Annotated in this window: 8 protein-coding genes and 1 pseudogene; 2 read left to right on the top strand and 7 right to left on the bottom strand. The window is 39.6% G+C overall.

Annotation, left to right across the window (positions count from 1 at the left end; all coding sequences use genetic code 11):
- The first annotated feature begins 5 nt into the window (after positions 1–5).
- Together ahpF and K6V30_RS03065 are read left to right on the top strand one after the other, a co-directional pair.
- Positions 6–1,556: an alkyl hydroperoxide reductase subunit F gene (gene ahpF / locus K6V30_RS03070; protein WP_055271644.1), complete on the top strand. Its 1,551-nt coding sequence runs from the start codon at positions 6–8 to the stop codon at positions 1,554–1,556.
- Between the two features lie 129 nt (positions 1,557–1,685).
- Positions 1,686–3,512, top strand: coding sequence for an endonuclease/exonuclease/phosphatase family protein (locus K6V30_RS03065; RefSeq protein WP_055271627.1), 1,827 nt, complete (start codon positions 1,686–1,688; stop codon positions 3,510–3,512).
- 94 nt (positions 3,513–3,606) lie between these two features.
- Here the strand turns inward: K6V30_RS03065 and K6V30_RS03060 are convergent.
- The 7 genes and pseudogenes from K6V30_RS03060 to K6V30_RS03030 form a co-directional block, all read right to left on the bottom strand.
- A pseudogene (locus tag K6V30_RS03060) lies at positions 3,607–5,268 on the bottom strand (IS1182 family transposase).
- 161 nt (positions 5,269–5,429) lie between these two features.
- Entirely contained in the window at positions 5,430–7,310 is a 1,881-nt protein-coding gene (locus tag K6V30_RS03055) for a RagB/SusD family nutrient uptake outer membrane protein (RefSeq protein ID WP_055269586.1), read from the bottom strand.
- 19 nt (positions 7,311–7,329) lie between these two features.
- On the bottom strand, positions 7,330–10,518 hold the full coding sequence (locus tag K6V30_RS03050) for a SusC/RagA family TonB-linked outer membrane protein (RefSeq protein ID WP_055269584.1): 3,189 nt from the start codon (positions 10,516–10,518) through the stop codon (positions 7,330–7,332).
- A 21-nt stretch (positions 10,519–10,539) separates the two neighbouring features.
- Positions 10,540–12,075, bottom strand: coding sequence for a DUF6359 domain-containing protein (locus tag K6V30_RS03045; RefSeq protein ID WP_055269582.1), 1,536 nt, complete (start codon positions 12,073–12,075; stop codon positions 10,540–10,542).
- 51 nt (positions 12,076–12,126) lie between these two features.
- Entirely contained in the window at positions 12,127–13,605 is a 1,479-nt protein-coding gene (locus K6V30_RS03040) for a DUF6359 domain-containing protein (RefSeq protein WP_117615308.1), read from the bottom strand.
- Between the two features lie 57 nt (positions 13,606–13,662).
- A complete protein-coding gene (locus K6V30_RS03035) occupies positions 13,663–14,505 on the bottom strand; it encodes a hypothetical protein (RefSeq protein ID WP_055269578.1) in 843 nt (280 codons plus the stop codon).
- A gap of 8 nt (positions 14,506–14,513) precedes the next feature.
- Complete coding sequence (locus K6V30_RS03030) at positions 14,514–15,311, bottom strand: glycoside hydrolase family 16 protein (protein ID WP_055269576.1); 798 nt, start codon at positions 15,309–15,311, stop codon at positions 14,514–14,516.
- Positions 15,312–15,325 lie beyond the last annotated feature (14 nt).

Raw genomic sequence — 15,325 nt, 5'->3', positions numbered from 1 at the left:
GAGAGATGTTAGAACCTGCATTAAAAGAACAACTGAAGGGTATTTTTGCCGGACTGGAGGCTGATTTCACCTTTGATATATCCGTGTCAGCCAGTCATGAAAGCCGTGCTGGATTGCTGGAGTTACTGGAAGATGTAGCCGAATGCTCCACCCATATCACTTGCGTGGTAAATGAAGGAAGCGGACTGAAATTTGCGATATGGAAGAATGGGCATCCAACAGGAATCACTTTCCGTGCTATTCCCAATGGACACGAGTTTACTTCTTTGTTGCTCGCTATCCTGAATTTGGACGGTAAGGGAAAGAATTTTCCGGATGAGGCTGTCTGCAATCGTGTAAAAGCGTTGAAAGGTCCGGTACATTTGGTGACTTATGTTTCACTTACTTGTACTAACTGTCCGGATGTGGTACAGGCTTTGAATGCAATGACAACGCTGAACCCTTCCATCACACATGAAATGGTTGACGGCGCACTGTATCAGGATGAGGTGGACGCATTGAAGATACAAGGCGTGCCTTCTGTTTTCGCTGATGGAAAGCTGCTTCATGTGGGGCGCGGTGAATTTGGCGAACTGCTTGCTAAATTGGAAGCGCAATATGGTATTGATGAAACCAAAGCGGAAACGGAAGTGAAGGAATATGACGTAATCGTGGCTGGTGGAGGTCCTGCCGGAGTATCGGCAGCTATCTATTCCGCCCGTAAAGGATTACGTGTGGCGATTGTTGCCGAACGTGTCGGCGGACAGGTAAAAGAAACGGTAGGTATTGAAAATCTGATTTCTATTCCCGAAACGACAGGAAGTGAACTTGCCGATAACCTGAAAACACATTTGTTGCGTTATCCGGTAGATCTGTTGGAACAGCGCAGGATAGAAAAGGTGGAACTTACTGGAAAAGATAAATTGGTGACTACCTCCGTAGGGGAGAGATTCATTGCTCCTGCATTGATTATCGCTACCGGTGCAAGCTGGCGGAAATTGAATGTTCCCGGCGAGAATGAGTATATTGGTCGCGGAGTAGCTTTCTGTCCCCATTGTGACGGACCTTTTTATAAAGGAAAGCATGTAGCAGTAGTGGGCGGTGGAAATTCCGGTGTTGAAGCTGCTATTGACTTGGCGGGTATCTGTTCTAAAGTAACGGTCTTTGAGTTTATGGATGAACTGAAAGCGGATAATGTACTTCAGGAAAGACTCAAATCTTTGCCGAATGTGGAAGTTTTTGTTAGTTCACAGACTACTGAAGTGATTGGCAACGGTGATAAACTGACAGCCTTACGCATCAAGGACCGTAAGACGGAGGAAGAACGATTGGTAGAACTTGATGGTGTATTTGTACAGATTGGCCTCTCTGCCAATAGTGCTGTTTTCCGTGATGTGGTAGAGACAAACCGACCGGGTGAAGTCGTGATTGATGCCCATTGTCGCACCAATGTCACTGGCATCTATGCAGCAGGAGATGTATCGACTGTGCCTTATAAGCAGATCATTATTTCTATGGGTGAAGGTGCTAAAGCTGCCCTTTCTGCCTTTGATGACCGGGTACGCGGTGTCATTTGATAAAATAGATTATTTATACATCCCCCCCTCTTGTATAAATAATGGCCACAGAGATTCTGATAAAGTCTCTTGTGGCTTTTATTTTTTTCTTACCTTTGTCATACAAATATTTAACCCCCAATGAAAAACATGAAAAAGATATTTTTACTGATTTCCGCCATTTTATTCATTGTTCCGGTGCAGGCGCAGCATACATTGAAGTTGATGACTTATAATATCAGAAATGCAACCGGTATGGATGGTGTCTGTAATTTCCAGCGTATTGCAAATGTGATAAATAATGCTTCTCCTGATGTAGTAGCTGTGCAGGAAGTAGATAGCGTAACTAATCGAAGCAATCAGAAATATGTATTAGGCGAGATAGCAGAACGGACGCAGATGCATGCCTGTTTTGCTCCGGCTATTGATTTTGACGGTGGTAAATATGGAATTGGCCTATTATCAAAGAAAGCTCCGATCCATTTGCAGACGATGGCTCTGCCAGGTAGAGAAGAAGCACGGACATTGATTCTGGCAGAGTTTGAAGATTATATTTATTGTTGCACTCACTTGTCACTCACTGAAGAGGATCGGATGAAATCGTTGGATATTTTGAAGGCTTTTGCTATATCTTATAAGAAGCCTCTTTTTTGGGCGGGAGATATGAATGCTGAACCGGAATCGGATTTTATCAAAGAGTTACAGAAAGATTTTCGCATACTCTCTGATCCCAAACAACACACTTTTCCTGCTCCCGCCCCAAAGGAGACTATTGATTACGTGGTGGCTTTTAAGCAGAATGATAAAGGATTTGCCCTCGTCTCTTCGGAAGTGGTGAATGAACCTGTAGCGTCCGATCATCGTCCTATTGTTGTGGAACTGCGCACTGCCGAAAAGGCGGATAAGATATTCCGTACTAAACCCTATTTGCAGAATCCGGTTGGAAATGGAATGACCGTGATGTGGGAAACCACTGTTCCTGCTTATTGTTGGGTAGAATACGGGACGGATACGACTCAATTAAAGCGTGCGCGTACTATTGTTGACGGACAGGTAGTCTGCAATAACAAGTTACATAAAATACGGCTGAATGATTTACAGCCCGGTCAAAAGTACTATTATCGTGTCTGTTCACAAGAAATGTTGCTTTATCAGGCATATAAGAAAGTTTTCGGAAATACTGCCCGTTCCGCTTTCAGTGAATTTACTCTGCCTGTAACCGGTACGGATTCTTTTACTGCTGTTGTGTTCAATGACCTGCATCAGCATACCCATACCTTCAGGGCTTTGTGTAAACAGATTCAGAATATCAATTATGATTTTGTCGTTTTCAACGGTGACTGTGTAGATGACCCGGCAAGTCATGATCAGGCAACTGCCTTTATTAGTGAATTGACCGAAGGAGTGCACGGAGATTGTATCCCAACTTTTTTTATACGAGGAAATCACGAAATCCGGAACGCTTATTCTATCAGTTTGCGTGACCATTTCGACTATGTAGGTGACAAGACTTATGGTTCTTTCAACTGGGGAGATACCCGTATTGTCATGCTGGACTGTGGCGAAGACAAAACAGACGATCATTGGGTCTATTATGATTTGAATGATTTCACCCAGTTACGTAACGAGCAGGTCGGTTTTCTGAAGAAAGAATTGGCTGCCAAAGAATTTAAGAAAGCGAAGAAACGCATCCTTCTGCATCATATCCCCCTTTATGGCAATGATGGGAAGAATCTTTGTGCTGAACTATGGACTAAACTGCTGGTAAAAGCTCCTTTTGATATCTGTCTGAATGCTCATACTCATAAATATGCTTATCACCCGAAAGGTGAATTGGGGAATTATTTTCCGGTTATTATAGGTGGGGGATATAAGATGGAAGGGGCTACTGTGATGATTCTTGAGAAGAAGAAAGAAGAACTTAGAGTCAGGGTGTTGAATGCAAAGGGAGAAACTTTGTTGGATATAACAGCCTGAATATATTATGGCTTGAATCATAGAATTGAGGTTGTGTCAAAACGTTGGCACAACCTTTTTTGATGATTTACAGTCCTGATGTATTTCCTTTAGGCTATGCCACTTTTTTCTCATTCATTTGGTAACAAGTTGCTATATTCCCGTTGTATCGAGTTATAAATAGCCCAATAAATATAGATTTAGCAAGTGCAATGAAGTCCTTTCCTGTTTTTCTCAGTTTTGCACACATCTTTTTGATATTAAAAGCTATGGCAAAGAAGGCAAAGTCCATTGTCACCTTGTCTTCTCCCACATGCCGGAACCTTCTGTATGCCATGTTGTATTTCATTTGTCCAAAAACAGCTTCCGGTTCTATACACCGCCTGCCTCTATGCCTGATTCCTTCTTTTGAGAGCAACCTTTCCCGGGCTTGCCGTTTGTATTGGTTTAACCGGTGGTTGACTTCTATCATACGGTTCCCCCGTGCTTTAAAACAACTTCCACGCAAAGGACAGCCCTCGCATCTTTGTGCCTTATACCGGGCACTTTCGGTGGTGTATCCGCTCACCGTTCTGTCACGTTTGGTTCCTATGCGGTTCATGTGCTGCCCCATCGGACAAACGTAATAATCCCCTTCCGCATTGTAATGGAGACTTTCCGCATGGAACGGGTTGGACGTATAACGGGGACGCTGTTCTTTATGGAAGTAGTTGTACTTGACAAAGGCTTCTATCCCGTTCTCCTGCATGAACCGGTAATTTTCTTCCGAGCCGTAACCGGAGTCTGCCACACCGATACCCGGCAAGCGGTTATAGCGGTGCCGGAAGGAGTGGGAGAAAGGGACCAGGGGCAGCGTATCGGTGGGGTTGGGAAACAGCCGGAAGTCTATGATGAACTGGTTTTCAGTACCTGTTTGTAAATTATACCCAGGCTTGGTCTACCCGTTCTTCATGGCGTCTTCTTTCATACGCATGAATGTGGCATCAGGATCGGTCTTGGAATAGGAGTTACGTTCTCCAAGGACTTCAAGGTGATTGTCGTATTCCATCAGCTTGTCACGATACCCTTCAAGTTCCCTGACCTGTTTCTTCTTTTCACGCAGAGCTTTCTTTTGTTCCTTGTCCTGTGTTGCAGGCTGGTGTTCCAGCACTTCTTTGAGTTCATCCACTATGCCGGAGAGCATGGAGGGAGTCAACTCCACGGATGTGTCTTTTGCAGAGTTCTCCTGTACAATGGCTTCATCCACCTGCTCTAGAAGGATGCGAATCTTATTCAGCAACCTTGTACGGTTCTTTTCGATTGTCTTGCGCCAGACAAAAGTATATTTGTTGGCCTTGGACTCAATCTTGGTGCCGTCGATATATTCTACATCAAGACTAATGAAACCCTTGTCGGCAAGGACAAGAACCAGCTGCGTGAAGACGTTGTTTATCTCTTCCTTTACACGGTTACGGAAACGGTTGATGGTAATAAAATCCGGATGCTCATTACCGACAAGCCAGAAATAATGGATGTCACGCAAAAGAAGCTTCTCTTTTTTACGGCAGGAATAGATATTGTTCATGTAGGCGTAGATAATTACTTTGAGCATCATTTTAGGATGATAGGCTGAGCGCCCAGTTTCTTTATAAAGCTTCTTGAAATTATCAAGATTGAGATTATCAACAACTGCATTGACTATGCGGACAGGATCGTCCGCAGCTATGTTTTCATCAATTCTTTGTGGAAAAAGAACGGTTTGGTTGGGAATGTAAGGACGAAAATGTAACTTTGCCATAACGAAAAAACTGACGCCTAAAGTTACATAAACTTTGGGTAATAACAAAGCCTGGACTTGGGAAAGTCTGGGCTTTGCGCATAAAAAAAGGTTGTGCCAGCATTTTGACACAACCTCTTTATTTTAATTCAGTCTTTTTTGATTCAGTCCTTTCTGCAACTTTAATATCCCGGATTATTTACAAGATTCTCATTCTTATTTAATTCGTCAATTGGGATAGGCATTAAATAATTCATTGGCGATTGAAAGTTTCTTTCAAAGTCTAATGTGACTACTTGCGCAAAATTTTCAATAGTAGTAGCATTTACATTTAAACCTTTAACTTTAGTCCCATAATATTCTTCTGCTATTTTCCATCGTCTTAAATCCCAAAAATTTTGTTTCTCCAGAAAGAACTCAATTAATCTTTCCTGACGGACAATCTGACGTAATTTGTTTTGATCAAGTGTGGCTACATTTTTCCAGGAATCTTCAACAGTTGGAATTCCTGCTCGTGTTCTCACTTTATTCAGATATATTTTGGCATTATCCAGGTCATTTGTTTCTACACATGCTTCCGCATAACCTAAATATAAATCAGCTAAACGGATGACAGGCCACGGGTAAGAGTTTGGATAGGTACGGCTGCCACCGACTGCATTAGTCGGATCTATTCCTTTTTTGCTTAAATAACCGCTTGGTGAATAGTTGTTGGCACGTAATGATTGCATTGATTCTCCTCGACTACAATTTCCTCCTACAACGAAATCGCAAATTAAACGTCCGTTCTCATATCCTTTGTCTGGAGTGTAAGAACCATTATTTGTAGCGCTCATTAGTTCATAATAACCTCCTTGAAAAGCGACCCATGCATAGTATCGAGGCTCTCTGTCCAGGTTGAATAAAATTGTTCTTTGTCCAGGTTTGGCTTGAACAGAGCGACTGGCATCGACTGTTACAATCTCTAATTTGTTGTTGTCTTTGAAAGAAGGATCTTCATCGTATGGAAGGCCGTTCTTTGTGTAAAATCGATTCAACATTGTCCATGTTGGAGCTATTCCATTCCATGCATAGTATCCATTAGGCATTGTTTTATTTTGAAGATCATATAAACCTTCAGGTCTCGTTTCGGCTAATAGGATTTCTTTGTTGCCACGATCCAGCATGGTATAGCGTAGACGGTGTTGTATTGGATCTTCTGGATATGGATTCAAATTGGAATTATAATTATCGGTCATATATAGATCATGTCCTGCATCTTTTGCCGCAATAATAGCTTCTTCCATTGCAGTTCTTGCATTGTCCCATTTTTTTAAATCATATTCTAGTGGCATAAGAACTTGATTGTCTTTGTTCTTGAAGTTTGCATAGAATTCAGTATTACCATTGAATAGCGGTGATGCAGCGTATAGTAACATTTTTGCCTTTACAGCTTTTGCGGCAACACTCGTAGCCAGTCCGTATTCATAAATAGTCGGGCGGACTGTCGGCAGATCCGTAACTGCTTCGTCTAGCATTTGGCATGCGTATTCAATACATTCATCCAATGGAGAACGGGCTGCATAATTTTCAGGAAGTGTACTGATTGACTCATCCCCTTTAATTAATATTATCGGTCCGTAGCATCGGATCAACAAGTAATGGTAATATCCTATTAGAAATTTGGCCTGTGCTGCATAATCATTGCGCAGTTGCGTACTCAATCCCGGCACTTTATCTACATTCTTAAGGAAAATGTGACATTGACGTAGACCGGAATAAAGCGTATTCCAATAACTGATAACCGGAGAAGTGGATGTATAATTTCCCCATAGGAATATAGCAAATACTTCATTTTCAAAGGGAGTGACTATCTCATCGCTGGTCAGCATGTCAATTGCTCCACTCTGATTTTCCTGAGGAAGATATGAATAGCAGGAATAGATATATCGTAAAGCTGCATTGGGATCTTCAAAAGCATTTTCTTCGCGATCCATCTCATCGGGAACTATGTCGAGATAATTACATGATGTATATGTAATTAATGCTATAAGTAATAGCGCTGTTTTCTTTAAAACTTTCATATTCAATTGATATTATAGTTTAAAAACTCATTTGTATACCTAAGTTGAAGATTCTTTGTGTTGGATATTGCATTCCTGCACCGGTTCCAACTTCAGGATCCCAATGTTTAAAAGGAGAAATAGTTAACAGATTGGAGCCGCTAATATAAAAACGTGCCTTTTTGTAACTATATCCTAGTTCGACATTCTTTAATTTCAAGAATGAAGCATCTCTCAGCCAATAAGTTGACACTTGCATGTTGTGATTGTTTGTTAAACGTGTTAAGCGAGGATGTTTAGCGTTGACATTAGGATAATCTGGACTCCAGTAGTCATCCGCTATCCATGCAAGTACGCCACGTGCAGAACGTTCTCCGAAAGGTTCGAAATTTTCCATGATTAACGAAACATTAGTCTGACCTTGGAAGAAGAAAGAGAAATCCCAGTTCTTCCATCTCATGCTAGGGCCAAATCCGTAGACGATTTCAGGTATCCATGGGTCACCAATTTCTACTCTGTCATCTGAAGTGATTCTTCCATCATAATTTCCATTTGCGTCCGGTTGATCTACATATTTTATATCTCCAGGAGATATTGCTATGTTTCCAAGAGTGGAAGTCGGGCTTTCTTCTACATCTGTATAATTCTCATAGAGCCCGTTTGTTACATATCCCAAGAATGTATTAAGGCGACGTCCCACAGTTTTCATACCGGGACGTAAACCCGGAGCTTCGTCATACTCCAATACCTTATTTCGTGCAAAAGTGAAAGTTCCTTTGAACTGAAGGGTAAAGTCTTTACTAATTTGCTTTCCATAATCTATTGATAAGTCGACTCCATGATTTCTTACTTTGGCAAAGTTTCCATAAATTACGCTACTGGCTGTTCCTAAATATTGTGGTATGGATAGCTTTTGCTGGAATATATTACTTCGTATTTCCCGGAATACATCAAAAGTTATATTCCAGTCATTGAATAACTGGAGGTCTAATCCGACATTCAATTTATGTCCTACTTCCCATGTTATATCTTCATTTCTGAACCTGTTATATGTGGGACCCTGATAAGTTTGAGTCTGCGTTCCGTATCCGGTTTGAAAAGGAGAGCTTCCTTGCAGGTTAACCTGTTCCAAATAGATATAGCGGTCGGAACCAATCTGGTCATTGCCGACCAAACCATACGATCCCCGAACTTTTAAACGGGATACAATATTTTTCAGAGATTCCCAGAAAGGTTCTTCAGCAACATTCCAGCCTAACGAAATAGAAGGAAAAAATCCCCAACGATGTCCTTTTGCGAAGTTCTCGGAACCATTGTAACCGGCGTTAACTTCTGTCATATAACGATGTGCATAATCATAGGTAATACGTCCGGCTACTCCCATTCTACGTTTTGGCAGTGAACTGATCAGATTAGTTCCGGGATTATTGGTCGAATATTCGTCCATATTAAATAAAATCATGGCATTTACATGATGCTCGTTGAAACTTCGTGTATAATCCAGATAACTTTGGAAATAGAATTTACGTTCTCCTGTAGATCCTCCCTCATTTGCTAGTGGAAATCTTTGGGGATTTGAACCGTCAGTCGGACCAACTTTCATCGTGTAATTTCCGTTTGCATCAACAGAGTAATCTTTTAATTCATAGCTGTTATAGTCCTGTACACGTGCTTTAGTGCTGTAACTATAATTCCTGAGGGAGAATAATGCATGCAGAGATAGTCCTTCTGTAATAAAATCCAGTTTTTGTGAGTAGTCGATGTTAGCTAAAACTGTACTCTCAAAAGTATCTCTATATCCTCTTGTCAAGCGGGCCACAGGGTTAAGCATATTTTGAGCTTGTGTGTTTCCTCCCCATCTGACCCACGACTCATCCGGTGACTGGGGATAGTAGACCGGATATTGTACAGGGTTGCTTGACATTACAGCGCTGTACAAGAAATTGCTTGTTTCATAGGGACTTTTCTGATCGTTTAGTTGTACGTTCAGGTGCAAACCGATCTTTGCTTTAGGTGATAAATGAAAATCGATATTGTTTTGAAACACATATCTCATTAAATTGATATTATTTCCGTATGAGAAAAATTCTTTGCTTCTGTTTTTAAGCATTCCGGTTTCATGATTTACGTTGATATTCATAAAATAGGTAATTTTTGATGTTCCGCCACGGATATTCAGATTTGCCCTTTGATTAAAGGCTATATCTTTAAATACTTCATCATACCAGTCTACATTCGGAAATACATAAGGGTTAAGTCCGAACTGTGTTCCTAATATTTTTTCATCTGAATATAAAGGATCTCCTGTCCCTTGGTTACGAACGGACTCATTAAACATCTTCATATAGGTAATTGCATCCACAAACTTAGGGACTTGTGTTGGCATACTTATATTAGCTTCTACCCGAAGACCTATTATTGGCCTTTCTGTGTCTAAACCTGATTTTGTCTTAATGATCATAACTCCGTTAGCTCCTCGGGTTCCATACATTGCAGATGCTGTAGCATCTTTTAAAATAGAAAAGCTTTCAATAATCTCAGGATCAATGGCGTTCAAATCAGCTGAGGTTATTTCTACTCCATCCATTATTATTAATGGAGAAGTGATGCCACTGATGGTTGAAATTCCTCTAATAAAGAATTCCGCATTGTTTGACCCCGGTTCTCCACTTCGTTGAAAGGCTACTACACCAGCCAAACGACCCGCAAAAGAGGTAGACAGATTAGAAGAGGGAACAATTAAGTCGGCAGGTTTGATAGCTTGTATTGCTCCGGTTACACTTTCCTTTTTTTGATTGGCACCGAAGGCAGTAACTACGACCGTTTCCAGTTGTTCTGCGCTTTCTGCTAATGTGACCGCAATAACTTTCTGCTTTCCTACTTTTATTTCTTTTGTATTATAACCAACATAGGAGATTTGCAGAATGTCATTGGCAGTTGCTTTAATTTCAAACTTGCCGTCAAGATCTGTAACAGTTCCAGTTGTGCTGCCTTTTATTTTTATTGTGGCGCCTATGATAGGATCGCCATTCTGGCTGTCAGTAACAACTCCTATTATTACATTTGTATTTTGAGAGATATTGTTAATATGTTCAGATTTATCTGTAGCATATAGTGCCTGATTGCATAACAGAGAGACTATGAGGAGAATACAGAATTCCCTCAATCCCAGTTTATAGGTCTTTTTTATATTATTCTCATCAATGAGTTTTGATTTATATACTTTCATATACGTCTGGTATTAAATTAATTATTCTCCTATAATTGTAATATTATCGAAGCAATGCCCGAATCCTTCTCCAGTTCCTTTAAAATGAAGTCTGATTTTCTCAAAAGAAGTGAGAGGCAAGTCGAGAGTAACTCTTATATTCGTCCATAGAGGCACGCTAATAGACGGATCTACCGTTACTGGAGTATCATCGCAGAAGAAATCCATCCTATTAAGTGGCTGGCTCATGTCCATAGCGCCTACATCGAAAGATAGTGTCAGTTTACCATATCCTTCTTTGGGAATAAATGAAGATACGTTCATCGTGATTTCATCCTCAAAAGCCATTCCTCCCCAACCATAGATGCATGATAATACATTGGTGCCGTTAAAGCAATCGGGCAGACAACGTAAGTCGGCTATGCCACCTGATGCGGAGAATACGTCAGGATTATCGTATCCTTTGTAAGCATTCACACCTATTGTAGTACCAATGGCAATTGATTCGTTTCCGAATGTCTCTGTAAACAGGATTTTTTGCTGCCCATATTGAATGTTGTCTATGCTGCATTTTTGAATATTCTCGCCTGTGGTAGTGCTGAACTTAAATCCGATAAATCCGATAGTATTTGCATATTTCTCATCAATAGTAAATCTGATTTCCCTTTTCCATTCATTCCCTGTACTTTTGATACTTTCTGTGCCAATAGGGATGGCTATCATTTCTCCATCTGATTCTTGCCAGAGATAGACTTCTAATAAAGTGTTTGAAGAAGGATTTTCCAGCAAACAATCAAAGGTGAAACTCTTTCCTCTTATTATATTAAAGGCAGGAGTCACAAACCAGGATTCCAGTTTTTTATTTGTTATAATCTGTTCTGTTGTAATAGAAATAAACAGTTCACCATTTTTTTTGCATCCTTTCCAGTAAGCTAACCCCTGCGTAGGTATGTTGGTCCATCCTTTTAACTGATATATACTCCCATCTATTGCATCTTTGAAATCATTGGCAACGACATCTGACAGAGTATTCATGGAGACTCCCAAAGGATTGCCTTCTTCAATAATCGGAATATCTGCTCCTTCAAGTGTTGCTTTTGCGATGTTTTGCATTCCATTGATACCTAATAAACTTTGGGTCAGTTTACCATAGATTGTGGCTGCTTTTCCGATAATTTCATTGTTTTCCGATAAGTTTAAATTGTTGTTGATATTACTATTTGTTCCTTTTAAATCTATCAAAAGGCATTTAGTATAATCATTCTCTTCTGCATTAGATGCCAGCAACAGTGTTTGGTTATTGATTTCCTGGCCTCCCCATACAATATCATTGGCATCAGTTATTTCTGTCACATTTTTTTTCACTGCTCCGACGATATAGCCTTTTACCCACGAAACAGTTTCTTTTTTCGCTTTTCGTATTGCACTTGCTACATCATATGGTTCTTCTTTTGTACCATCGCCGATAATAGCATCATTGGGATATACCAGTTTTATTGGTAAAGTTTCTTCTTTACATGCACTGAGTAGAATTATTCCCAAGATAATTACTCCTAGAAACTTTATACATGTTTTCATGGCTTTTATTTTATTAGTTATTGTTCATATTATTAGATTGATATTGTCTTTTTAGTTCTCCCTTTCTCCTTTTATCATAATATTATCGATTGCGATATTGATATTCAGATTATCTGAGTAACTAAAAGAAACCTGATTAATAGTTTTTGCGGGAATATCCAATGAGAATTTTTTGAATATGCTTCCTGCTAATGTCCATTTGGGATTTATATATAATGGTATCCCATCACATTTTATTGAGATTTTGTTTAATGGAGTTCCATATCGGTCTTCTGTTGTTCCTGCATCAAATGATAAAGTCAGATTTTTATAGCCTGTGTCTGGAATTATGTGCGATACATTCATAGTAATCTCATCAGAGTAAGGTTTATCTCTGTATCCCAGAACACAATACATCACATTGCTTTTAAGATAGAATCTTTTCGGATAGCGTATGTCTGCATGATTATTTTTTGCTTGAAAAACTTTAGGATTATCATATCCTGTAAAGTTGTTGATTCTTTGCGGATGTTTCATAGGAGTATTCCCAAAACTTTCCCAAAAAAGAATTTCTCTTTTGTTAGTCAATTTTATATTGTCAATTTTATATGCAGACTTTTTTCTGTACGGGAATCCGGTGAATTTAAATCCAATAAAACCTGTTTTACCTGCGAATGCTGTTAAGTTAACCTCTATATTTTTTTGGCCTTTACTTGCAGCGGGAATTCTATCTACAGGTATTTCGGTGAAAATAGTTTTTCCGTCTGCTTCGTTTATAAAGTAAATGGCCAATGTAATTGTACTAATATAATTCTCAGCAAAGCAATCAAATGTAAACTCACTGTTTGGATTGATCTTTAATAAAGGGGTAATTAACCATGTTTCAACAATATGTCCTGTTGGTTCTCCCTCGATTGTGATGGTTGCTTTCGAATCCTCATTTTTTTTTTCAATCTCCCAATGGGTAGAACCTACTAATGTTTTACTTTTCCAATCGGGCAGTTCCTCTATTCTGCTAATTCCTTCAAAATCACATAGAAGGTTGTCTGCTGGCATTTTATCAAACGGTAAATTAAAGGGGTTAGCGATATCTAAGTGTTCTATGTTTTTCTTTTGTAATGTTACATCAGATATAAATTTAAAACCATTCATGCCATACAGATTGGGAGATGGAAACCCATAACATCTAATTTGCTGATATAAATTGGCTGGATTATCTGAGAGGTTCAATGCTTTGTAAATTCCAAGATCAGAATCTGATAAGTCAACTAACAAACACTTTTGAATATCAGTCTCATTGTGGTTGGAAGCCATGATTAAGTAATCGGGATTTACTCCTGAAACTCCCCATTGAATGTCCTCTGTGGATTTAATCATATCTCTGCTTTTTTTCATACCTCCGACAATATATCCTTTTATCCATACTCCTTTTAAGGTATCAGTGTAAGATATATCTGATAATTGGTATGGAGCGTTTTGCGTACCTTGGCTGCATGCATTGAAAGAGACTAATCCAATTAAAAGGAATATGATGTTAGTATTTATATTCATAGTCATACACTTTTTTCCTGTTGGTTAATATGAATTGGAGACATTGGGCTTTTCTTATTAAAAAGTCATGACAGGGCGGACAGGCTTTGGACAGTCTCTTGTTGGCCATGCTATCATTCCGTATGTGAAGTAGACTGTCCATGAAGATCCTGATAAATTTTCTGTAATATCGTGCTTCCCTTCATTTGTTTTCCAGTCGAAAGCAGTAGATGTCCATAGATATGAACCGAACCATTGCCCGTTACACTCTTTAAATTTATTCATGGTCATCTCCCGGCGGGCGTATATAAGGGCTGCTTCACCACATGCCGGGAGATACCATTCACCGGGTTTTCCAACTGCCCAATCGTTATTGCCGTATAAATGGCAGAAAGAAGCAGCCGGATAATCTGAAGGCTTATTTTCAATAGTTGCCCTTTCTCCGCGGTATTTTAAAATCATTAGGGTATTTTCTGCTCCATTCCAGTCACTGATGGCTCCGGTTTGCCAATTTGAAGGATTATCAGTGTTAATGAAATAGTAGTAATTCGCACCATCCATTGTAGCGTGTTTAGTGAGTTTCGGAACTTCTTTATTACCTCCATATTCCCCCCAATACAACCATTCATTTCCGTCTACATTGATGTTTTTAAGTGCGACTACTCGCCCATGTTGTCCTTTGGTTAGTCCAGGCAAGACTTCTCCGCCTTTTTCTTTGGAAATGCCAAAAACAATACCTATAACTTCTTTATGTGAATTTAAATTGGATGACCATGTTCCATCGCTATAGTAGAAATCTCCTAAATTGACAAGAGATGAGTTCATCGTACTGTTTTTATCATCATTATCACATCCGGCTATGACAGCGGACTGTAACAGGATTAAAATAAATCCGTATATTTTTAAAAGGTTCTTTTTCATAATGCATTTTATTTATAATATCTTACCCAATCTACGTAATATTTTACAGGGAAAATGGAATCGTCTATTCCTTGCTCTCCTCCCCATACACCGCCGATAGCTAAATTTAATATGAGAAATTGAGGATTATCGAAGTCAAATCTCCAGTGATCTGGTCTTTGAGGATCTTTGTGGTATACGTAAGTACATTTCTCGTCAACGAAAAATTTCAGGCAATCTTCGTACCATTCCAAGGCAAAAATATGGAAGTCTTCAGCTGCGTTTTCAACGTAACTGGCTGTACCGTATATATTGACACTATGACGCTCTTTTTGACAATCGGCAGGAGTGTGGACATTGACAAAGAATTCTTTCGGCATATAACCTACGTACTCTAAAATGTCAATTTCCCCACATGCCGGATGTGGCTGGTCCGGCCATTTATGTCCCAATGTCCAGATTGCAGGCCATGTACCTTTTCCTGCAGGAACTTTTACTCTGGCTTCTATCCTTCCACCGGAAAATTCTAGTTTATCGTTAGTATGGATGCTTCCGGAGGTGTATTCCATATTACCGTATTTTTCTTTATGAGCTTCTATGACCAGACAACCATTCTCTACTCTGACGTTCTTTTCTCTTTCTTTGGTGTAATACTGTGCCTCTTCGTTTCTGACCAACCCTTCTTCATAAGACCATTTGGCAGGGTCGGGTACTCCTTCATAGTTAAACTCATCACTCCACTTTAATTCATTTATTTGTGGATTGTACTGCGCTCTGGATATTCCGGTGCAGCATACAATAGATATTAGAAAAATATACAGTCTCATTTGAATAACTTTTT

Source organism: Bacteroides faecis (assembly GCF_020091505.1).
GTDB classification, from domain to species: Bacteria; Bacteroidota; Bacteroidia; order Bacteroidales; family Bacteroidaceae; genus Bacteroides; species Bacteroides faecis.
Note: the sequence above shows the minus strand (reverse complement) of the source record. Positions and strands in the feature narration are given on the sequence as shown.

Excerpts from the sequence above, each read along its gene's own strand:
- ahpF (WP_055271644.1), top strand. The coding sequence starts at position 6 with ATGTTAGAACCTGCATTAAAAGAACAACTGAAGGGTATTTTTGCCGGA.
- K6V30_RS03065 (WP_055271627.1), top strand. The coding sequence starts at position 1,686 with ATGAAAAAGATATTTTTACTGATTTCCGCCATTTTATTCATTGTTCCG.
- K6V30_RS03055 (WP_055269586.1), bottom strand. The coding sequence starts at position 7,310 with ATGAAAGTTTTAAAGAAAACAGCGCTATTACTTATAGCATTAATTACA.
- K6V30_RS03050 (WP_055269584.1), bottom strand. The coding sequence starts at position 10,518 with ATGAAAGTATATAAATCAAAACTCATTGATGAGAATAATATAAAAAAG.
- K6V30_RS03045 (WP_055269582.1), bottom strand. The coding sequence starts at position 12,075 with ATGAAAACATGTATAAAGTTTCTAGGAGTAATTATCTTGGGAATAATT.
- K6V30_RS03040 (WP_117615308.1), bottom strand. The coding sequence starts at position 13,605 with ATGAATATAAATACTAACATCATATTCCTTTTAATTGGATTAGTCTCT.
- K6V30_RS03035 (WP_055269578.1), bottom strand. The coding sequence starts at position 14,505 with ATGAAAAAGAACCTTTTAAAAATATACGGATTTATTTTAATCCTGTTA.
- K6V30_RS03030 (WP_055269576.1), bottom strand. The coding sequence starts at position 15,311 with ATGAGACTGTATATTTTTCTAATATCTATTGTATGCTGCACCGGAATA.